The organism is Kitasatospora sp. NBC_01246 (assembly GCF_036226505.1).
GTDB lineage: Bacteria > Actinomycetota > Actinomycetes > Streptomycetales > Streptomycetaceae > Kitasatospora.
This window is the reverse complement of the sequence record NZ_CP108484.1, coordinates 2840034-2860435: the sequence shown is the minus strand read 5'-3', so window position 1 is coordinate 2860435 and position 20402 is coordinate 2840034. Positions and strand designations below refer to the sequence as shown.

Below are 20402 nucleotides of genomic sequence, written 5' to 3'. Positions count from 1 at the left end.
CGAACCGCAGCCGAACCGCGGCCGAACCGCCGACCCGGCTCCGGCGTCGGCCCCGCACCGGAGCCGGTGCGCACCGGAGCCGGCCCCGCACCGGAGCCGGCCCCGGTCCGCTCCGGTCAGGTCACCTCGCCGCGCCGGCCGAACCGCTCCGCCCGCCACTCGCCGGTCTCCAGCACCTCGGCCAGTTGCCGCGCGGCGTCCCAGACGTCCACGTACGACAGGTACAGCGGGGTGAAGCCGAAGCGCATGAGGTCCGGTGCGCGGAAGTCCCCGATCACCCCGCGCTCGATCAGCGCCTGCACCACCGGGTAGCCGTCGGCGTGCCGCAGAGCGACCTGGCTGCCGCGCCGGGCGTGCTCGCGCGGGGTGGCCACCTCGATCCCCTCCAGCCCCTCCACCAGCGCGATGAAGAGGTCGGTCAGGGCCAGGCTCTTCGCCCGTACCGCGTCCAGGTCGGCGCGCTCCCAGATGTCCAGGCTGGTGCCCAGCGCGGCCTGGCCGAGCAGCGAGGGCGAGCTGGTCAGGAAGCGCCCGATGCCCTCCCTCGGGTCGTACCCGGGCTCGAAGGCGAACGGGCGGGCGTGGCCGAACCAGCCGCTCAGCGGCTGCCGCGGGCCGGCCGCGAGGTGGCGCCGGGCCACGTACAGGAAGGCCGGCGCGCCGGGGCCGGCGTTCAGGTACTTGTAGGTGCAGCCGACCGCGAAGTCCGCGTTGCTCGCGTCGAGTTCGATCGGCAGGGCGCCCACCGAGTGGCAGACGTCCCAGATCATCAGGGCGCCCGCGGCCTGCACCCGGGCGGTGATCCCGGGCATGTCCAGCAGCTCGCCGGTGCGGTAGTCCACATGCGAGAGGACGACGACGGCGACGTCCGCGTCCAGGTGCCGGTCGAGCTCCCCGGGGGTGGTCAGCACGCTGCGCGCGCCCTCGAACAGCCCGGTCACGCCCTCGGCGATGTAGAGGTCGGTGGGGAAGGCCGCGCCGTCACCGAGCACCGTGTGCCGGCCGGGGCGCAGCCGCAGCGCGGCCGTCAGCACCTTGAACAGGTTGACCGAGGTGGTGTCGCAGACCACGACCTCCTCGGGGCCGGCCCCGATCAGCGGCGCGATCCGTCGGCCGAGCCGGTAGGGCTGCTCGAACCAGCCGGCCTCGTTCCAGCTGCGGATCAGCTCGCGGCCCCACTCCTCCTCGACGACCTGCCGCACCCGCTCCGGGGTGCGGGCCGGCAGCGCTCCGAGCGAGTTCCCGTCCAGGTAGACGACGCCCTCGGGCAGGGCGAACTCCTTGCGGAACGCCGCCAGCGGGTCGACGGCGTCCAGCGCCGCGCACTCCTCGCGCGTCATGATGCCCAACGTCCTGCCCACTCTCTCGCTCACAGCTCGTCCCGTACGGTCCACAGCTCGGGGAACACGTCCTGCTCGGCGGCCTTGCGCAGCCAGGTGAGGCCGCTGGAGCCGCCCGAGCCGGGCTTGGCGCCCATCGCGCGCTTCACCGCGGCCAGGTGCCGCTGGCGCCAGCGGGTGACCCGCTCGGCGACGTCCAGCAGCGCTTCGGCGAGCGGCTGCAGCGCCGCGTGCGCGGGGTCGGCGTAGACCTGCCGCCAGGCGGCCTCCACGGCCGGATCGGCCCGGTGCCGCTGCTCGGAGGGCTCGTGCGGCACCGCCAGTCCGCGCCGGGCGAGCAGCGCCAGGGCGTCGTCGTACAGACCGGGGGCGCGCAGCGCCTCGCTCAGCTCGGCCCGCGTCTCGGGTATCTCGTCGTACATCCGAAGCAGGCCGGCGTTCTTGTTGCCCAGCAGGAACTCCAGGTGCAGGAAGGCCGATGACTGGAACCCGGAGGCCTCGCCGAACACCGAGCGGAAGGCGTTGAACTCCTGCGGGGTCATGGTCGCCAGCAGGTCCCAGGACTCCACCAGGACGTCCTGCACATGGGTGCCGCGCCGCAGCGCGGCCAGCGCGGCCGGCAGGTCGTCCTCGCGCATGGCCTGCTGGGCCAGCGTCCACTCGTGCCGGAGCAGGCCGAAGAGCAGCTCCATCACCTGGGTGGTGACGATGAACGACAGCTCGGCCGGGACCTTGCTGCGCGGCTGCTGCAGGCTGTGCAGCTCCTCCAGGCGCGCGTACCGGGCGTAGGGGGTGCCCCGACCCGGCTCACCGCCCCGACCGAACGACAGGTTGGGTGTCTCCACCGTGTCGTGCCCCATCCCGATCCCTCCTGATGACCCGGCCGGCGGATGCCGCCCTACCGGTGACGCGGCCGCCTGCTGGTCCGTAGTGGCCGGGGCCCCATTGTGCGGCGGTCACTGCCCCCTCTTGAATGGGCACCGGGCACGGCAACCGCAGCCGGACCTGCCGATCGAGAGGTCTTCCCACCGATTCCCTTTACGATCGCAAAAGAGCGGGATCCAGCCAGTCGATCAACCTCTCCGGGAGCCGCCATGGACGCCGTCGACCGCCGCCTGCTGGCCGAGCTGCAGGCCGATGCCCGGCTCTCGTACAACGAACTCTCCCGCCGGGTGAGCCTCTCCGCACCCGCCGTCGCCGAACGGGTGCGCCGGTTGGAGGCCGAGGGGGTGATCAGCGGGTACCACGCCCACGTCGACCCCGCCCGGGCCGGGCTGCCGATCACCGCGCTGGTCCAGCTCCAGTGCTACGGCCCGCGCTGCGTGCTGCGCGACCCGGAGGTGCCGCGGTGGCCGGAGGTCCTCCAACTGCACCGGGTGACCGGCGGGGCCTGCTGCGTGCTGCTGGTGGCGGTCCCCGCGATGGCCGCCTTCGAGGCACTGATCGACCGCCTCGGCGGCTATGGGCAGCCGGCCAGCTCGATGATCCTCTCCAGCCCGGTGCCCTGGCGGCCGGTGGTCGCGCCCTGACGCCCGCGCCGGCGCCGCGCCGCCCTCAGTGCGCCTCGGGCAGGTGCAGTCCCAGCCCCGCCAGGCCGTTCAGGAACAGCTCCACGCCGACCGCCGCCAGCAGCAGGCCGAGCAGCCGGGAGAGCACCTCCAGCGACGTCCGGTGGGTGCGTCGCATCAGCGGGGCGAGCGCCGCCACGCAGATGTAGTTGATCGCCACCACGGCGAGGTAGGCACCGACGACGGTGGTCCGCCAGCCCCAGTCGTCCTTGCTGAGCGAGCCCACCAGCACCGCGGTGACCGCCAGCGGGCTGGCCACGTACGGGAGCATCAGTTCGCGGATGCCGTCCACCATCGGGTTCGGCAGGTGGTCGTCGTCCTCGCCGGTGCCGGCGCCGAGGTGGATGCCGAGGACCAGGGCGACGGCGTAGACGAAGAAGATCGTCCCGCCGGCCAGTTGCAGCGACTGGTCGCTGATGTGGAACAGCGAGGTCACGAAGTCCGCGCTGTAGGCGAGCACCAGGCCGATCAGGGCGGTGATCAGGGAACTCCAGGCCGCCAGCCGCCGCAGTTCGTGGGTGCTGCGGGTGGCGGCCAGCCGGGCGAAGGACAGCAGGACCTTCGGCGGGCCCACGACGGCGAAGAAGGCGATGAACGCGCTGCTCAGGTTGAAGACGAACATGGGCCAAGCATGATCGGGACGCTCAGCGCAGTTCGACCGCCACGCCCTCGGTGCGCAGGGTGTCGAGGATCGCGTCGAAGTAGCTCAGCCGCCGCCCGCCGATGACGACGGTGCCCGTGAGGTGCCGCCGGGCGGTGCCGGCGTCCCGCCAGACCAGGGTGAACGGGGGAGCGGGCCCGAAGCCGCCGTGCAGGCAGTCGGCCAGTGCGTCGAGGTTGCTGCCGTAGTAGCCGCCGGGGCCGTTCAGGGCGGCGCCCAGGGCGGTGTAGAACGCGACGCGGTCGGTGATCGCGTGGCCGTCCAGCTGGTAGGCGGGCGGCGGCGCGGGCGGGTCGGTGGCCATCGTTCCTCCATTCCTCGGTGCTCCGATGTTCGCCCGGATGGCGGCCCCGGGTCGAGCCGGCCCGCCCTTTCGGCTCCTATGGAAGCCGGATCACCTCCGCTGGAACGAGGGGATCACCTCCGCTGGAACGAGGACTCGACATGTGTCTGAACCGTAAGGATCTCGGCCTGCTGGCCCTGCGCGGCGCCGTCGGCGGGGTGCTGATCGCGCACGGCACCCAGAAGCTGTTCGGCTGGTTCGGTGGCGGCGGCCTGGAGGGCACCACCCAGGCGATGGAGCACATGGGCTTCCACCCGGCCCGGCAGAGCGCCCTGGCGGCCGGCCTCGGCGAGGCCGGCGGCGGCGCGCTGCTGGTGGCCGGGCTGGCCACCCCGGCGGCCGGCGCGGTGGTGGCCGGCACCATGGCGGGCGCGGTCGCGGTGCACGCCCCGTCCGGCTTCTTCGTGATGTCGGGCGGCTACGAGTACCCGGCGTTCCTGGGGGCGACCGGGCTCGCGCTGGGGCTGGCGGGCCCGGGGCGGTACTCGCTCGACCACCTGACCGGCCACGCCTTCGACCGGCCCTGGGTGGGCCTGGTGGCGTTCGCCGCGAGCGCCGCCTCGGCGTACGGCGTGGTGGCCCGCCGCCGGCACGTGGTGCGGCTGCGCGAGGAGCGGGCCGCCGTGGAGGCGCAGACGCAGGAGGGCTCGGGGCTGTCCTGAAACCGCCCCACCGGAGTTCCGCGCGCCGGGGGCGGTGCGCGGAACCCCGCGGTCGCGGCCCGCCGCGACCCTCACCCGGATGCCCACCCTGTTGGCGGGCGCGGTCGCGCCCTCGGAGGGTGGGCGTGAGGTGTGCCGGGCAGCCCGGCGCCGAGCCGGAGCAGAGCCGCCGCAGCGCGGAGACGAAGCAGCGCGGACGACGACGCGCAGAATCGAGGACCCATGGACCGCCAGTCGCCGACCCGGGCGAACCGCCCGACCGGCCCGACCCACCCGACCCGCACCACCGCCCAGGACGTCACCGCCGCGGTGGTGCGCCGTCCCCGCCGGGCGGTGGCCGGTGTCCTGGCCGCGGCCGCCCTGGGCACGGCGGCGCTGGCCGGCTGCTCCTCGGACAGCGAGCCGAGCAAGGCCGTCTCCTCGGCCGCCGGCGCGGTCCAGTCGGGCCTCTCGGCCGCCGCCTCCGCCGCCGCCTCGGCCGTGGAGTCGGCCGCGAGCGGGCTCTCCTCGGCGGCCTCCTCCGCGGTGGCGTCGGTGGCCGCCTCGGCACAGGCGGCGGCCTCCTCGGCGGTCTCGAACGTCAAGGGCGGGCTGGACGCCAAGGGGGACGTCACGGTGAGCGGGGTGACGATCGGCTCGGACGGCAAGGCCGAGGCGACGCTCTCCGTCGCCAACCACGAGCAGCAGTCCAACCGGTACGTGATTCAGGTCAACTTCACCGACGACTCCGGCAATGTCCTGGACGCGACGGCGGTGACCGTTCCGGACGTGGCCGCCGGGCAGACCGCCCAGGCCACCGCCCGGAGCAACCGCGACCTCTCCGGCTCGGTGAAGGTCGTGGTGGCCAACGCCGTCCGGTACTGATCCGCAGGTCAGCGGGGCCGGCCCGGCGGGGGCCAACCTTAAGCGCGACTCAAGCCTCAACATCACCCCTTGACGGGCGAGTTGGTCTAGTCCATTTTAATCCACAGGTGCAGGGAGCCCCTGAACCGGCGTCAGCGGTCTGTGGCCGCGGGCGCCGGTTCGGCATATCCCGGTGTCCGTCAGGCATGTACCCGCTCGATTCCCTTTCCCCCGTTCTGTCATGCCCTGGTCGTACGGCCCCACCCCGTACGAGCCCGCCAGGCGCGGCGGATCCCCCACAACCAGGAGTCACGCACCCATGCTCCGTTCACGTATCGAAAGGGCCGGGACCCCGGCTCAGGAGGGCGGCCGCCGGCGGCGCCCGAAGAGCCTGGCCGCCCTCGCGGTCGGCACGACCGCCTCCCTGCTGCTCGGCGCGGGCCTCGCCCTCACCGGTGGTGCCTCGGCCAGCGCGGCCGTCACCAACTCCACCGGCGCGCCCGCCACCAGCGGTGGCATCAAGGTCGCCTACTTCGACCAGTGGTCGATCTACGCGAACGCGTACTACCCGAAGACGATCCAGGACACCGGTGTCGCCGGGAAGCTGGACTACCTGATCTACTCGTTCGCGAACATCCACCCCACCAACCTGAACTGTTTCGAGGCCACCAAGGCCGCGAGCCAGGACGACAACAACCCCAACGCGGGTGACGGTGCGGGCGACGCGTTCGCCGACTACCAGAAGAGCTTCGGCCCGGACATCTCGGTCGACGGCGTCGGCGACGCCTGGGGCCAGCCGATCGCGGGCAACTTCAACCAGCTGAAGAAGCTGAAGGCGAAGAACCCCAACCTCAAGGTCCTGATCTCGCTGGGCGGTTGGACGTACTCCAAGTACTTCTCGGCGGCGGCCGCCACGGACGCCTCCCGCAAGAAGCTGGTCTCGTCCTGCATCGACATGTTCATCAAGGGCAACCTGCCGACGGACGCCGGCTACGGCGGCCCGGGCTCGGCGGCCGGCATCTTCGACGGCATCGACATCGACTGGGAGTACCCCGGCGGCGGCGGCCACACCGGCAACATCTCCAGCCCGAGCGACAAGCAGAACTTCACCCTGCTGCTGAAGGAGCTGCGCGAGCAGCTGGACGCCCAGGGCAAGACCGACGGCAAGACCTACGCCACGGCGGCGGCGGTCGGCGCCGGCCAGGACAAGATCCGGAACGTGGAGACCGACAAGATCGGTCAGTACCTCACGTTCCTGGACATCATGACCTACGACATGCACGGTGCCTGGGACGCCAAGGGCCCGACCAACCACCAGGCCCCGATCTACTCCGGCCCGGACGACCCGATGACCCCGGCCGCGCCGGGCAACGGCAAGTACTCGGTCGATGCCGCGATCAAGGCGTACACCGCCGGTGACACCGACTACGGCATCCCGGGCGGCTTCCCCGCCAAGAAGATCAACGTGGGTGTGCCGTTCTACTACCGCGGCTGGACCGGCGTCCAGAACAACGGCAAGAACGGTCTCTTCCAGCCCGCCACCGGCCCGGCCGCCGGCGCGGCGATGTCCGGAAACGTCCCCGGCATCCAGATGTACAAGGAGCTCGCGGGCTTCGTCGACAACCCGGCCCGGACCTTCTGGGACGACACGGCGAAGACCACGTACTTCTACGACGGCTCCACGTTCTGGAGCGGTGAGGACACCCGGTCGATCCAGGCCAAGGTCGACTACGCCCACTGCAACGGCCTCGGCGGCTCCTTCGCCTTCTCGCTGTACGACCTGGGGACCAAGACCGCGCTGTTCGACAAGATGGTCGAGGCCACCAACGGGTCCGCCGCCGCCTGCCCGGCCGCGCCGAGCCCCACCCCGACCCCGACCAAGACGGTGACCCCCACGCCGACCCCGACGGCCACCCCGACCGCGACGGCCACCCCCACCGCGACCCCGACCGCCACCCCGACCTCTCCGGCCGGCTGCTCCGCCGCCCCGAGCTGGGACGCGGCGGCCACCTACGCCACCTCGACCAAGGTCTCCTGGAAGGGCCACTACTACACCAACAAGTGGTGGACCAAGGGCGAGGACCCCGCCACCACCGGTCAGTGGGGCGTCTGGACCGACAACGGCCCCTGCTGAGGCCGTACCGCTCCACCGTTCAGGTGCCCGGCCGTCCGCGGGCCCGCGCACCTGAGCAGTACCTGAAGATCTGAGGGCCCTGACGGACCCTCGCACCACGAGTCCGGCCCGCCGGGGGACGACACCCCGGCGGGCCGGACTTTCCACGTTCCCGGGCCCGTGGCGGGCCGCCCGGCCACCCGGCCCACCGGCCCGTCGGGCTCAGGCCAGGTCGTCGGTGCGCCCGAGGGCGTCGGGCTGGCTCTCCTCGATCCGGCGCAGCATCCGGGCCAGCATCGCGGACAGCACGGTGCGGTCCTCGCCGACGACGTCCTGGAGCAGCTCCTCCTCGAAGACGGCCGCCATCCGCATCGACTCCAGCCACTTGTCGCGGCCGTTCTCGGTCAGCTCGATGATCACCCGGACCCGGTTGGTCTCGTCCCGCTCCCGGGTGACGAGGTCCTCGGCGACCATCCGGTCGATCCGGTGGGTCATCGCGGCCGGGGTGAGCCCGAGCCGCTTGGCCAGCTCGCCCGGCCCCAGCCGGTACGGGTTCCCGGCGACCACCAGGGCCTTGAGCACCTCCCACTCGGCGGAGGTGATTCCCAGCACAGTCAGCTGCCGGCTGTAGGAGACGCCCATCCGCCGGGCGACCCGGGAGAGGGTCTGCACGATGGTCTCCACCTGCGGGTCCACGGTGGGGAATTCCCGCTGGTAGACGGCCACCTGCTCGGCGATGCCCAGCTCGTCGGGGGCGGCCGGCGCGGGCTTGTCTGCTGTCATGCGGACCAGTGTCGCACGCGGGGGTGCAGCCCTTAAGCCTTTGACTCCGCAGTCTTCCGGTGCTAAGACTTTATCTCGGCAGACTTTAGCTCTTAAATCTTCTGCCCTTAAGAGTATTCATTGAAACCAGCGAAGGGGTGTGCACGGTGACCGGCACGGTGAAGCAGCAGAGGCAGCGGCGTCATGGGGCGGGCGGCCCGCTGCGCCGCGTCCAGATCGGCAACGCGCTCAGTGCGTTCGGCAGCGGATTCACGATGCCGTACATGTTCGTGTACGTGGACCAGGTGCGGGGGCTGGGCTCGCTGGCCGCCGGGATGGTGTTCACCGTCTTCGCGCTGGCCGCGCTCGCGGTGCTCCCGTTCACCGGCCGCGGCATCGACCGGTACGGCCCGCGCCCGGTGCTGCTCGCCGGTGCCGCGCTCGCCGCCACCGGCGCGTTCGCCTTCGGCCACGCCACCGGCACCCCGGCCCTGCTGGTCTCGTCCTTCCTGTTCGGCGCGGGTGTCACCACCTGCCAGCCGGCGCTCGCCACCATGATCGTCCGCTGCTCGACCGCCGCGACCAGGTCGCACGCCTTCGCGCTGCAGTTCACCCTGATCAACCTGGGCATGGGCATCGGCGCGCTGGTCGGCGGCCAGATCGTGGACGTCGCCGACCCGGCCAGCCTGACCCGGCTGTTCACCATCGAGGCCGTCACCTTCCTGGGCCTGGCCCTGGTCACCGGCGGCGCCCGGATCCCGAACGCGGCCCCGGTCCTGGTCCCGGGCGCGGCCAAGGGCCCCCAGGGCCTGCGCGCGCTGGTCGCCGACAAGGCGATGCTGCGGCTCTGCGTGCTCGCCGGGCTGATCTTCTTCACCTGCTACGGCCAGTTCGAGTCCGGTGTCGCGGCGTTCGCCACCGACACCGTCGGCACCGCGCCCTCCACCCTGGGCATCGCCATCGGCGCCAACGCGCTGACCATCGTCGTGCTGCAGATGTTCGTGGTGCGGATCACCGCCCGCCGCCGGCGCACCACCGCGATGGCCGCGGCCGGCGTGGTCTGGCTGGGTGCCTGGGCGATGGCCCTGGTGGCCGGCCTGATCCGGACCGAGACCATGGCCGCCACGGTCGCGATCGTCTCGATCTACGCCCTGTTCGGGGTGGGCGAGTCGCTGCTCGCCCCCACCCTGGGCCCGATCGTCGCCGATCTCGCCCCGGCCCGGCTGCTCGGCACCTACAACTCCGGATACGCCCTGGTGAAGCAGGTCGCGATCGCGGTCGGCCCGGCCGTCGGCGTGCTGCTGGTCGGCTCCGGCACCTGGCCGCTCTACCTGGCGGCGATGGCCGGCTCCACCGTGCTCATCGTGGTCCTGGCGCTGCGGCTGCGCCCGTACCTCACCGCCGTCCAGGACAACGCGGCCCCGGCCGTCGTCCGGACGACCCTCCCGGTCCGGGAGCTCCAGACCGCGGCGTGACGCCCGGCCTGACATGCCACGACTGCGCCGTCCGGGTCACCTGGACGGCGCTCGTCGCGCTTGGATTCGTGACCACCGGCACATAGTGTCAGTGGCTGTTGACCGTCCGGCTCCGACCGGCACAGGCGAGACAGGCGAAATCGGCGAGGCTATGACGCAAGCGGCGCTCACGCACCCACCCGCACCAGCGGCCCCCGCAGCCCCCGTACCGGCCCGTCGGGGGCTGCCGCGCTGGGCGGCCGAACGGGCCGGCTGGCTCGGGCCGATCGGCGTGGCGCTCTTCGCCGGACTGCTGCGGTTCTGGAACCTCGGCTACCCCAACGCCTTCGTCTTCGACGAGACGTACTACCCCAAGGACGCCTGGTCGCTGCTGCGACAGGGCTACGAGGGCACCTGGCCGGACAGCGCCAACGCCGACATCCTGGGGGTGCCGCAGCGCATCCCGCTCACCTCCGCGCCGGAGTTCATCGCCCACCCGCCGCTCGGCAAATGGGTCATCTCGCTCGGCGAATGGGGCTTCGGCCTGCACCCCTTCGGCTGGCGTTTCATGACCGCGCTGCTCGGCACCGTGACCGTGCTGATGCTGGCCCGGATCGGCCGCCGGCTGTTCGGCTCCACCCTGATCGGCTGCACCGCCGCCCTGCTGATGGCCGTCGATGGGCTCCAACTGGTGATGAGCCGGGTCGGCCTGCTGGACGGCGTCCAGATGTTCTTCGTGCTCGCCGCCTTCGGCTCCCTGCTGGTCGACCGCGACCGTACCCGGGCCCGGCTGGCGTCCGCCCGCGACGGCGCGCAGCCGGACGGCGACCGGATCCGCCTCGGCCCGCGCCCCTGGCGGATCGCCGCCGGGGTCGCGCTCGGCGCCGCCTGCGCGGTCAAGTGGAACGGCGTCATGGTGCTCGCCGCGTTCGGCCTGCTCACCGTGCTCTGGGACCAGTCCGGCCGCCGCTGGGCCGGCGCCCGCCGCCCCTGGCGCTCGATGCTGCGCCGGGACGCGCTGCCCGCCCTGCTCGCCATGGTCGGCTCGGCCCTCGTGGTGTACGTCGGCTCCTGGGCCGGCTGGCTCGCCGCCGGCGGCCGCACCGGCGGCGGGTACGACCGGCACTGGGCCGACGACCGGGCCGGCCTCTCCGCCGACAGCTTCCTCGGCGTCCCGCTGCCGCAGGTCCCGCTGAGCTGGGTGCCGGCGCCGCTGCGCAGCCTCTGGCACTACCACGCCCAGATGTACGACTTCAACACCGGCCTGAGCACCCCGCACACCTACCAGTCGAACCCGTTCAGCTGGCTGGTCCAGGGCCGCCCGGTCTCCATGTACTGGGAGCAGGTGCCGAACGGGCAGCAGGGCTGCACGGCCTCCGGCGGCTGCGCCGCGCAGATCCTCGGCCTCGGCACCCCGCTGCTCTGGTGGACGGCCTGCTTCGCCCTGGCCTACCTGCTCTGGCGCTGGTTCTTCCGCCGGGACTGGCGCTCGGGCGCGGTGCTCTGCGGCGTCGCCGGCGTCTACCTGCCGTGGTTCCAGTACCAGGAGCGGACGGTCTTCTCGTTCTACATGGTGGTGCTGGTGCCCTTCCTCTGCCTGGCCGTGGCGCAGATGCTCGGGGCGATGCTCGGCCCGGCCGGGTGCTCGCCCGAGCGGCGCCGGGTGGGTGCGGCCGGGGCCGGGCTGATCGTGCTGGCGATCGTGGCCTGCTTCGCCTTCTTCTATCCGCTCTACACGGCGGAGGTGATCCCCATGACGTCCTGGCAGGACCGGATGTGGTTCACCAGCTGGATCTGAGGCATGGCGCTCGCGGCGGCCGCGGGGAACCAGCTGCTGCCGGTCACCCCCCTGCTGGGGGTGGTCGTCGCCGTGCTGCTGGCCGCCGCCGTGGCGGTGGCCGGGTGGGGCCTGCTCGGGCACGGCCACGCGGTGCTGCGGGCCGGGCTGCGCGCGGCGGCGCAGCTGGCCGCCGTCGCGCTGGTGATCACCTGGGTGGTCGGCTCGCTCTGGTGGTCGGCGCTGTTCGTTCTGCTGATGTTCGCGGTCGCGGTGCGCACCGCCGGGCGGCGGCTGACCGCCGGCCCGCAGTGGGTCCGGGCGGCCGTGCCGATCGGCGCCGGGGTGCTGCCGGTGCTCGGGCTGCTGCTGGGGGTCGGGTTGCTGCCGCCGAAGGGCCTCTCGGTCATCCCGGTGGCGGGCATCCTGATCGGCGGAGCGCTCACCGCGACCTCGCTGGCCGGCCGGCGCGCCCTGGACGAGCTGCGCCAGCGGCACGGCGAGGTGGAGGCGGCGTTCGCGCTGGGCTTCGAGGAGCGCGACGCCCGGCTGGAGATCTGCCGGACGGCCGCCGCGACCTCGCTCGTCCCGGCCCTCGACCAGACCAGGACGGTGGGCCTGGTCACGCTGCCCGGGGCGTTCGTCGGCATGCTGCTCGGCGGCGCCTCCCCGGTACAGGCCGGCGCGGTGCAGCTGTTCGTGCTGGTCGCTCTGCTGGCGGTGGAGTCGGTGGCGGTCGTCGTGGTGCTGGAGCTGGTCGCCCGCGGGCTGCTGGGCGCCTCGCCGCCCGGCGCCGTCGGGTAGGCTTGGCGCGTTGAAGGGGAGTAGCCCTCCACCGGACCGTCGACATACTGGCCCCTCGGGGCCCGGCGCCCGGGGCATCTGTCAGCTGGATGCCGGCGAGACCTTCGGCCGCAGTGCTGTGATGTTCTGACCAGCGCTGTCGGGCCGGAGCGACCCCTCACGGAGCTGCCGAGGCCGGGCAGCCCGACCCCTGAGGGATACCGAACCCCCGATGAGCCTGACCGTAGCCGCGATCACCTTCGGCATCGTCTTCCTGTCCGAACTGCCGGACAAGACCGCCCTGGCCAGCCTGATGCTCGGCGCCAAGTACCGGGCGAGCTATGTCTTCGCGGGCATCGCCGCCGCCTTCGCCCTCCAGGTCGGCATCGCCCTGGTCGCCGGGCACCTGCTCGCGCTGCTCCCGCACCGCTGGGTGGAGGGCGTCACCGGCCTGCTGTTCCTGGCCGGGGCCGCGATGCTGCTCTTCCACGGCGGCGGTGACGACGAGGACGGCCACGCCGCCAAGGAGCCGTCCGCCAACAGCTTCTGGAAGGTCGCCGGGGCCAGCTTCGTGGTCGTGGCGATCGCCGAGTTCGGCGACCTCACCCAGATCATGACCGCCAACCTCGCGGCCAAGTACGCCGACCCGCTCGCCGTCGGCCTCGGCGCCTGGCTGGCGCTCTGCGCCGTCGCCGGCATCGCCATCCTCGGCGGCCAGAAGCTGCTGAAGCACGTCCCGATGAAGATGATCATCCGGGTGGCGGCCGGGATCATGGTGCTGATGGCCGGGTTCAGCATCTTCCAGGCGATCACCGGCTGACCGGGGGTCAGCAGGTACCCGGGTCGCTCTCCAGGGCGGCCCGGGTCTTCGGCCCGTAGAAGGCGCCGTTCGGCCCCGTCTCGCCCTTGATCTTGAAGCTGCGCTGGTAGTCGCCGAGCACCGTCGCCGTCCACCAGTCGAAGGTGCTGGTGGCGATCGACTTGTCGACGAATCCGCACGAGGTGGCCGCGAGCCGCAGCTGCATGTCCTTGACGTCCGCCCCGGTCATCCCGCGCTCCAGCACCCGCACCGTCGGCGTGGGGGCCGGGGTGGTCGCCGTCGGAGTCGGCGTGGCGGTGGCCGTCGGGGTCGGCGCGGTGGAGGCGGGGGCCGGCGCCGGGGGAGCCGCCGGGACCGGAGCGCTCGTCACGGCCGTGGCGCTCGGCGCCGCCGGTCGGCTCGTGGTCGGTCTGGCCGTCCTGCTCGGGGACGGGCTCGGGGCCTCGCTGGTGGACGGCGGCGCGCTCGGGCTCGGCGCCGGGGTGGTCGGGTCGACCGGGACGGGCGCCAGCGTCGTGGAGGGGGCGGGCTGCGCCCGGTCGCCCGGCTCGGCGGAGGGCGTCACCGCGTACGCCAGGCCGACGGTGAGCACCAGCAGCCCGGCGCCGGCCGCGGCCAGCAGGCCCTTGCGCCGGGCGGGCATGCCCTCCTCGGCCTGCTCCGCCGTGCGCCGGGCGGCCCGGCCGCCGGTCGGCCCCGGGGCGTCGGGCGCCGCCGGGTGGAACGGGAAGTAGCCGATCTCGGCGCCGTCGGCCGGGGGCTGTCCCACCGTCGGCCCGGGGCCCGGAGGCGGCACCGATATCACCGGCGGGAGCACGGTCGTCGCGTAGGCGTCCGCGTCCGGTCCGGCCGGTCGCGCCGGCGGGCCGTCAGCGGCCTGGGCGGGCGGCAGCACGGTGGTGGCGAACGGGTCCGCTGGGGCGCCGGCCGGCGGGGCGTCCACGATCGGGCCGAGGGCCTGCGGCACGTACGGGCGGACCAGCGGCGGGCCTTCGAGGTGCGGGAGGACGGCGGTCTCGGTCAGGCCCGGATCCGGGAGGCACCGGCACCCGGCGGAGCGTGCGGTGCCGCACGTCGGGCAGTGCTGGTCCGGCATCGCCGGTCCTCCTCGGTCTCGAATCGTCTTCCGCCCGCCCCGGGAGGGGTGTCCCCGGGGGCGAACGCGCCTGATTATGCAGGACGGTCCCAGGGGTGGACAGGGGCGTCCGGGCCACCACGGGGGTGTTGTGACGGTTGGTGGTGGTTGTGACCCGATGAACGGCCGGCCGGTCGGCGACGTCCCCCGAATGGCCGCCGTTCTTACGTTCGGCTCAACTGAACGGCGCAGACCGGGGCATTTCTGACAGCATGGTGGCTGGGAGTGATCATCCGCACGGACCCCGCCGACCGGGATCCGCGACCCCTGGAGTCTCCATGACGGATCCGATCGCCGCGTCCGACCGCAGCCCGGCCGGCGAGCCCGGGCCGCCGGAGGTCACCGCCCCCAACCTCTGGGTGCCGATCGGCGCGCTGCTGCTGGCGATGCTGCTGGCCGCGCTCGACCAGACCATCGTCTCCACCGCACTGCCGACCATCGTCAGCGACCTCGGCGGCCTGGAACACCTCTCCTGGGTGGTCACCGCCTACATGCTGGCCTCCACGGCGGCCACCCCGCTCTGGGGCAAGCTCGGCGACATGTACGGCCGGAAGCGCTTCTTCCAGGCCTCGATCGTGATCTTCCTGGTGGGCTCGGTGCTCTGCGGCATCGCCCAGAACATGGGCGAGCTGATCGCCTTCCGGGCCCTCCAGGGCCTCGGCGGGGGCGGGTTGATGGTGCTCTCCCAGGCGATCGTCGGTGACCTGGTCTCACCCCGGGACCGCGGCAAGTACCAGGGCCTGTTCGGCGCGGTCTTCGGCGTCACCAGCGTGCTCGGACCGCTGCTCGGCGGACTCTTCGTGGACAACCTCAGCTGGCGCTGGGTCTTCTACATCAACCTGCCGGTCGGGGTGGTCGCCCTGGTGGTGATCGCCGCCGTCCTGCACGGGACGGAGGTGAAGCGCCGGCACCGGATCGACTACCTGGGCACGGTCCTGATCGCCTCGGTGGCCACCTGCCTGGTGCTGATGACCTCGCTCGGCGGGACGACCTGGGCCTGGAGCTCCTGGCAGATCGTCGGGCTCGGCGTGCTGGGCGTCGTCCTGCTGGTCGCCTTCGTCCTGGTCGAGCGGACCGCGGCCGAGCCGGTGCTGCCGCTGCGGCTGTTCCGCTCCCGGACGTTCAGCCTGGTCGCGGTGATCTCCTTCGTGGTCGGTTTCGCGATGTTCGGCGCGCTCACCTACCTGCCGACGTTCCTCCAGGTGGTCATGCAGGTCTCGCCGACCATGTCCGGCATCCACATGCTGCCGATGGTGCTGGGGATGCTGTTCACCTCGATCGGCTCCGGCCAGATCGTCGCCCGGACCGGCCACTACCGGGCCTTCCCGATCGCCGGAACGGCCGTCACCACGGTGGGCCTGTTACTGCTCTCCGGCCTGGACGAGCACAGCAGCACCTTCGAGATGAGCTGCTACTTCCTGGTCTTCGGCCTGGGCCTGGGCCTGGTGATGCAGGTGCTGGTGCTGATCGTGCAGAACTCCGTCGGCTACCAGGACCTGGGCGTGGCCACCGCCGGCGCCACCTTCTTCCGGTCCATCGGGGCGTCGTTCGGCGTCTCCATCTTCGGCACCGTGTTCGCCTCCGGGCTCAACAGCCGGCTCTCCGACGCGCTCGCCTCCGGGGTCCCGGTGCCGGCCGGCTTCGACCCCGGCGCGATCACCTCCGACCCCCGGGTGATCGCGGCCCTGCCGGCCGCCACGCAGGACGCGATCTACCACGCGTACTCCGAGTCGATCACCCGGGTCTTCCTGTACGCGGTACCGGTGGCGCTGGTCGCCTTCGTGCTGTCGCTCTTCCTGCGCGAGCAGAAGCTGCGCTCGACGGTGACCGCGCCCGACCTGAGCGAGTCGATCGGCCTCAATCCGGTGGAGCGCTCCTCGCTGGACGAGATCGCCCGCTCCCTGTCGGTGCTGAGCACCCGGGAGGCCCGGCGCGACCTGTTCCGGCGGATCACGGAGGGCGCCGGGCTCGACCTCAAGCCGGCCTCCAGCTGGCTGCTGCTGCAGATGCACCACCACGGGTCGGCCGAGCCCGCCGAACTGGCGGAGCGCCGGATCGTGCCGCTCGCGGTCGTCGAGGAGGCCGCCCGGGAGGTCGAGGACAGGGGGCTGGCCGCGCGCACCGGCGGCCTGCCGCTGCGGCTCACCGAGCCGGGGGAGGCGGCGGCGGTCCGGCTGGTGGCGGCCCGCCGTGAGCAGCTCTCCGAACTGCTCGGGGACTGGGACGAGAAGCAGTACGCGGACCTGGCGGCGCTGCTGACCAAGCTCTCCGCCGCGCTCTGCGCGGACGAGCGTGACCGGCCGGACCGGGCCGGGGCGGAGCCCGCGGAGCGGCGGTCGGGGTAGGGGGTGGGTGCCTTGGTGGTGCGTCGGGCGTGCCGGGGGCGTCGGTGCCGGGTGGTGCGTCAGGGGGTCCCGAACCACCGGGGCGTGTCGAGCCGGAACGGGTCGCCGGGGGCGAGGGTGCGCAGGTCCGTCTCCAGGGCGCGCAGTCGCTCCTCACCGAGGGTGTCGGACCACTGGGCGCGCAGTTCGTCGAAGATCCGGGCGGACCGGACCAGGCAGTCCACGCCCCGGGCGGTGAGCCGGACCACCTTGCGGCGGGCGTCGGCGGGGTCGCTGCCGCGCTCGACGTAGCCGAGCTGTTCGAGCTGTTCGACGGTCTTGCCGGCGGCCTGCTTGGAGACGCCGAGGCGGCGGCCGAGTTCGACGGCGGTGGTGCCGTCCGGCCCGATCGCCTGGAACACGAAGCCGTGCATCGGCCGCAGGTCGGGGTGGCCCTCGCGGGCGATCCGCTCGTGCAGCTCGTCGATGATCAAGCGGAAGGCGAGCAGCAGCCGCAGTGGCAGCTCGAAGCCGGGGGGAGCGGAGTCGCTTGACACGATAGACAACCTCATTGACCATATAGACAACGTCATTGACCATTCTAGGGGGCCGCACCCATGTCCGTCATCCGCCGTACCGAAGCCCGTCGTACCGAGACGCCCAACGCCGCCATGACCACCCTCGCCTCGCCCACCCAGGGCGGCAGCGCGCTCGCGATGTGGCGCGTGGAGATGGCCGCCGGCGGCCAGGGCCCGCTGCACGTCTTCGACGTCGAGCAGGTCTGGACCGTCCTGACCGGCGCCCTGTCCGTCGAACTGGGCGAGGACGCCTTCGCGCTGGCGGTCGGCGACACGGCCGTGCTGCCCGCCGGTGTGGCGCGCCGGATCTCCGCCGGGGAAGCCGTCACCGCGCTGGTCGCCGCGCCGGGCGGGGCCCGGGTGTCCGTCGCCGGTCGGTCCGAGGAGGAGCCCTTCGTCCCCGGCTGGATCGCCTGATCCACGGGCATCGGCCCCGCACCGCCCCTTCCGGAGCGGTGCGGGGGCCGGTGGAGGTTCGGCGGCCGCCGGGGGCCGGGCCAGGCGGAGGTGGCCGCCGCGGTTCAGCTGGTCGACCATGCCCAGGAGGCCTCGTCGTTGCGCGGGTCCGGGTCAGGCTGCCGCGACTTCGGGACGCGCCACCGCTCGGTCGGGGAGACGTTCCGCGCCTGCCGCCACCCGCTTGTGGGGCAGGATGGAGCCATGAGCGTAGTCAAGATCAACGTACTGACCGTCCCCACCGAGCAGCGCGAGGTGCTGGAGAAGCGCTTCGCCTCCCGCGCGGGCTCCGTGGAGAACTCCGACGGCTTCGAGTGGTTCGAACTGCTCCGCCCGGTCGAGGGCACCGACAACTACCTCGTCTACACCCGGTGGGCCGACGAGGAGTCCTTCAAGGCCTGGATGGAGGGCCCCATGCAGGCTGCCCACCGCCAGGGCCCGCCGCCCGCCGAGGGCGAGGCGCCGCAGCGCCCGGCGGCCTCCGGCTCGACCCTCTGGTCCTTCGAGGTCGTCCAGTCGGCCGGCCCGAAGGGCTGATCGCTTCCCTCGGGCCCTCTCCTCGCACGGGTTTCGCGGGGGAGGGCCCGAACCACGTTCTCAGCCGCCCGCGATGACGGCGAGGTGGGCGGCGGCCGACCGGGACGGGCTGTCGAGGAGCGCCTTGCCCTTCGCCGCCGTTCCGAGAGAAGGCTGCCCGAGGCGACGCCAGGGTCTCCAGGTCCGGCCTCTTCTCTTGATCAGAAGCGGTTCGGCTCCTCATCAACGGGAGGAGTCTGCGTCGGGGTTGCCCGATCCGCCTGGATGGCCCCGGCCGCCTCGGCTGCTTCCCGGAAGGTGACGACCGCCTCGCCGTTCTCCCGCGCCCATGCGGTGAGCATCCTGATGGGCTCCTCCAGGGTTCGCCCGAGATCGGTCAGGCAGTACTCCACGCGCGGCGGCGCCTCGGCGTACGCGTGCCGCTCGACCAGCCCGTTGGCCTGGAGCCGGCGCAACGTCTGGGTCAGCACCTTGCGCGAGACGCCACCGCTCAGCTCGACCAACTCGCCGTGACGCAACGGGCCGTCGGTCAGCGCGAAGAGCGTGACCATGGACCACTTGCTGGCGATGATCTCCATGGCCAGGAGAGCGGGACAGTCGGCGAGGAAGGCGATTCCCGGTCGCAGGCTCATGACCCGAAGGTTACCTGGAGGTACCTGATGGCCGCCTATCGTCGTGGAGGTGCGCACGCCTCTCACTCGCATCGCATGATTGAGGTTCAGCCATGTTCGTCTCACTCGCCGTCGTCACCGTGGTCATGTCGGCGCTTCTCCTGGCATCGGCCGGGGCCAAGGCTCTGCGGACGCGGCACATCACCGAGCAGATGTCCACACTCGGACTGTCGCAGAGCATGATGGCCTTCCTGATCGGCGCTCAGATCGCTGGCGCGGCCGGTGCGATCGCCGGACTCCGGTGGGGACCCGTCGGGATCGCCGCCGCGATAGGCCTTTCGCTCTACTTCGCCGGGGCGGTCGCCTTCCACCTGCGCGTCGGCGACCGCAGGGGCGCGTCTCCGGCGGCGGTCCTCACCATCGTCTCCGTCGCCCTGGTCGTGCTGCGCGCCGCCACCCTCTGACAGCGGCCGGCCGGCCCGGCGCCGGCCTCGACTGTGCCGAGTCTCCTCCGAGGGCGGCCACCGGTGAGCGTCATGAGTTGTCGTCGACAACGATGATCAGCCGGTGGCCGTGGGCCACAGCGGGTCAACAGCCGGCCGCCGTCGGGGCGGTGGGGGAGACGTTCCAGGCCGCCAAGCGCCTGGCCACAGTTCGGCCGAGTTGCCCCCGGACCTTCTCGCGGGTCTCGGCCGTCCTGCCCATCGAGGTGGTGCGCCCCGGATTCGGCCCGGGCGCACCACCGTTCAGGGGGTGGGCGGTGGGCGGAACTCGACCGGGGCGGCGAAGGCGGCGCGGCGGGTGGCTCGGCGGAGGGCGCGGAGGACGGTGGTGCCGAGGGTGAGGCAGAGGACGACGGTGAGGACGGCGCGGGGGAGGTCCCAGCCGAGGGAGGTGGTGAGGCAGTAGGCGGCGAAGCGGACCAGGTTGGCGCTCACGTCGTCCCCCGGGACGAAGGAGATCGAGCCGGACAGGCCGGCGATATAAGGCCAGCCCTGGAGGTTCATCACCGTGCCGTAGAGCAGTGAGGCGACGGCGCCGTAGCCGGCGAGCAGGGCGAGTTCGCGGCGGCCGCGCAGGGTGGCGGCGCCCGGGAGCAGGCCGGCGCCCAGACAGACCCAGCCCATGGCGAGCATCTGGAACGGCAGCCAGGGGCCGACGCCGCCGGTCAGCAGCGCGGAGGCGAACATCGAGAGCGAGCCGAGGACGAAGCCGAAGCCGGGGCCGAGGACCCGCCCGGCGAGCACCATCAGGAAGAACATCGGCTCCAGGCCGGCGGTGCCCGCGCCGAGCGGGCGCAGCGCGGCGCCCGCCGCGGCCAGGACACCGAGCAGGGCGACCGACTTGGCGTCCAGGCCCGGCGCGCCGCCGCCGGCCGCGCGGCCCTCGGAGATCTGGGCGATCACCACCGCGAGGAGGAGCGGCAGGAGGAGGGCGAACAGCCAGGGGGCGTCGGTGGAGTGGCCGACCAGGGCGGAGTCGGTGGCGGCGAGCAGCGGCCAGCCGAAGGCGGCCACGCCGACCGAGGAGGTGAGCAGCAGGGTGGCGATCGAGCGCTGGCCGAGGGGGACGGGGCGGTTACCCGCGCGCGGGGTGCGGTTCGTCCGGCTTGGGTTCGTTCGGCTTCGGGGCATT

General features: G+C 72.9%; 21 protein-coding genes. 12 read left to right on the top strand and 9 right to left on the bottom strand.

Going from position 1 to position 20402, the window contains the following annotated elements; all coding sequences use genetic code 11:
• Positions 1-116 precede the first annotated feature (116 nt).
• Positions 117-1340 carry a kynureninase gene (gene kynU, locus OG618_RS12495; protein WP_329487441.1) on the bottom strand — a complete coding sequence of 408 codons (1224 nt, stop codon included), beginning with the start codon at positions 1338-1340 and terminating at the stop codon, positions 117-119.
• Positions 1341-1369: 29 nt separating this feature from the next.
• The gene (locus OG618_RS12490; RefSeq protein ID WP_329487440.1) at positions 1370-2200 is read right to left on the bottom strand and encodes a tryptophan 2,3-dioxygenase; all 831 of its coding nucleotides are present in this window, start codon (positions 2198-2200) and stop codon (positions 1370-1372) included.
• A gap of 234 nt (positions 2201-2434) precedes the next feature.
• On the opposite strand from OG618_RS12490, the gene OG618_RS12485 reads away from it, so the two are divergent.
• Complete coding sequence (locus OG618_RS12485; RefSeq protein WP_329487439.1) at positions 2435-2869, top strand: Lrp/AsnC family transcriptional regulator; 435 nt, start codon at positions 2435-2437, stop codon at positions 2867-2869.
• 25 nt (positions 2870-2894) lie between these two features.
• Here OG618_RS12485 and OG618_RS12480 read toward each other — a convergent pair whose 3' ends face one another.
• Together OG618_RS12480 and OG618_RS12475 are read right to left on the bottom strand one after the other, a co-directional pair.
• On the bottom strand, positions 2895-3530 hold the full coding sequence (locus OG618_RS12480) for a MarC family protein (RefSeq protein ID WP_329487438.1): 636 nt from the start codon (positions 3528-3530) through the stop codon (positions 2895-2897).
• Between the two features lie 22 nt (positions 3531-3552).
• Positions 3553-3873, bottom strand: a complete 321-nt coding sequence (locus OG618_RS12475; protein ID WP_329487437.1) for a barstar family protein — start codon at positions 3871-3873, stop codon at positions 3553-3555.
• Between the two features lie 140 nt (positions 3874-4013).
• Between OG618_RS12475 and OG618_RS12470 the strand changes: the two genes are divergently transcribed.
• From OG618_RS12470 to OG618_RS12460, 3 genes are all read left to right on the top strand, one after another.
• A complete protein-coding gene (locus OG618_RS12470) occupies positions 4014-4574 on the top strand; it encodes a DoxX family protein (RefSeq protein ID WP_329487436.1) in 561 nt (186 codons plus the stop codon).
• A gap of 222 nt (positions 4575-4796) precedes the next feature.
• Positions 4797-5438 carry a hypothetical protein gene (locus tag OG618_RS12465; RefSeq protein ID WP_329487435.1) on the top strand — a complete coding sequence of 214 codons (642 nt, stop codon included), beginning with the start codon at positions 4797-4799 and terminating at the stop codon, positions 5436-5438.
• Between the two features lie 298 nt (positions 5439-5736).
• Positions 5737-7551 carry a glycosyl hydrolase family 18 protein gene (locus OG618_RS12460; RefSeq protein WP_329487434.1) on the top strand — a complete coding sequence of 605 codons (1815 nt, stop codon included), beginning with the start codon at positions 5737-5739 and terminating at the stop codon, positions 7549-7551.
• 201 nt (positions 7552-7752) lie between these two features.
• Here OG618_RS12460 and OG618_RS12455 read toward each other — a convergent pair whose 3' ends face one another.
• Positions 7753-8313 (bottom strand): MarR family winged helix-turn-helix transcriptional regulator, encoded by a 561-nt coding sequence (locus OG618_RS12455; protein ID WP_329487432.1) that lies wholly within the window; start codon positions 8311-8313, stop codon positions 7753-7755.
• A 146-nt stretch (positions 8314-8459) separates the two neighbouring features.
• Between OG618_RS12455 and OG618_RS12450 the strand changes: the two genes are divergently transcribed.
• From OG618_RS12450 to OG618_RS12435, 4 genes are all read left to right on the top strand, one after another.
• A complete protein-coding gene (locus OG618_RS12450; RefSeq protein ID WP_329487431.1) occupies positions 8460-9767 on the top strand; it encodes an MFS transporter in 1308 nt (435 codons plus the stop codon).
• A gap of 151 nt (positions 9768-9918) precedes the next feature.
• Positions 9919-11544 carry a dolichyl-phosphate-mannose--protein mannosyltransferase gene (locus tag OG618_RS12445; protein ID WP_329487430.1) on the top strand — a complete coding sequence of 542 codons (1626 nt, stop codon included), beginning with the start codon at positions 9919-9921 and terminating at the stop codon, positions 11542-11544.
• A gap of 3 nt (positions 11545-11547) precedes the next feature.
• Entirely contained in the window at positions 11548-12327 is a 780-nt protein-coding gene (locus OG618_RS12440) for an ABC transporter permease (RefSeq protein WP_329487429.1), read from the top strand.
• Positions 12328-12538: 211 nt separating this feature from the next.
• Positions 12539-13126 carry a TMEM165/GDT1 family protein gene (locus OG618_RS12435; protein WP_329487428.1) on the top strand — a complete coding sequence of 196 codons (588 nt, stop codon included), beginning with the start codon at positions 12539-12541 and terminating at the stop codon, positions 13124-13126.
• Between the two features lie 7 nt (positions 13127-13133).
• On the opposite strand, the gene OG618_RS12430 is transcribed toward OG618_RS12435, so the two are convergent.
• The gene (locus tag OG618_RS12430; RefSeq protein WP_329487427.1) at positions 13134-14222 is read right to left on the bottom strand and encodes a hypothetical protein; all 1089 of its coding nucleotides are present in this window, start codon (positions 14220-14222) and stop codon (positions 13134-13136) included.
• Between the two features lie 317 nt (positions 14223-14539).
• Here OG618_RS12430 and OG618_RS12425 point away from each other — a divergent pair, with 317 nt between their 5' ends.
• Positions 14540-16606 (top strand): MDR family MFS transporter, encoded by a 2067-nt coding sequence (locus OG618_RS12425; RefSeq protein WP_329487426.1) that lies wholly within the window; start codon positions 14540-14542, stop codon positions 16604-16606.
• A 59-nt stretch (positions 16607-16665) separates the two neighbouring features.
• On the opposite strand, the gene OG618_RS12420 is transcribed toward OG618_RS12425, so the two are convergent.
• Entirely contained in the window at positions 16666-17142 is a 477-nt protein-coding gene (locus tag OG618_RS12420; protein WP_396486959.1) for a MarR family winged helix-turn-helix transcriptional regulator, read from the bottom strand.
• Positions 17143-17202: 60 nt separating this feature from the next.
• On the opposite strand from OG618_RS12420, the gene OG618_RS12415 reads away from it, so the two are divergent.
• Complete coding sequence (locus OG618_RS12415; protein WP_329487424.1) at positions 17203-17580, top strand: cupin domain-containing protein; 378 nt, start codon at positions 17203-17205, stop codon at positions 17578-17580.
• A 243-nt stretch (positions 17581-17823) separates the two neighbouring features.
• Complete coding sequence (locus OG618_RS12410) at positions 17824-18156, top strand: antibiotic biosynthesis monooxygenase family protein (protein WP_329487423.1); 333 nt, start codon at positions 17824-17826, stop codon at positions 18154-18156.
• Positions 18157-18356: 200 nt separating this feature from the next.
• Here the strand turns inward: OG618_RS12410 and OG618_RS12405 are convergent, their stop codons facing one another.
• Entirely contained in the window at positions 18357-18788 is a 432-nt protein-coding gene (locus OG618_RS12405) for a winged helix-turn-helix transcriptional regulator (protein WP_329487422.1), read from the bottom strand.
• Positions 18789-18880: 92 nt separating this feature from the next.
• Between OG618_RS12405 and OG618_RS12400 the strand changes: the two genes are divergently transcribed.
• Positions 18881-19231, top strand: coding sequence for a DoxX family protein (locus OG618_RS12400; RefSeq protein ID WP_329487421.1), 351 nt, complete (start codon positions 18881-18883; stop codon positions 19229-19231).
• 282 nt (positions 19232-19513) lie between these two features.
• Here OG618_RS12400 and OG618_RS12395 read toward each other — a convergent pair whose 3' ends face one another.
• Positions 19514-20401 (bottom strand): ECF transporter S component, encoded by an 888-nt coding sequence (locus OG618_RS12395; protein WP_329487420.1) that lies wholly within the window; start codon positions 20399-20401, stop codon positions 19514-19516.
• Between the last annotated feature and the right edge of the window lies 1 nt (position 20402).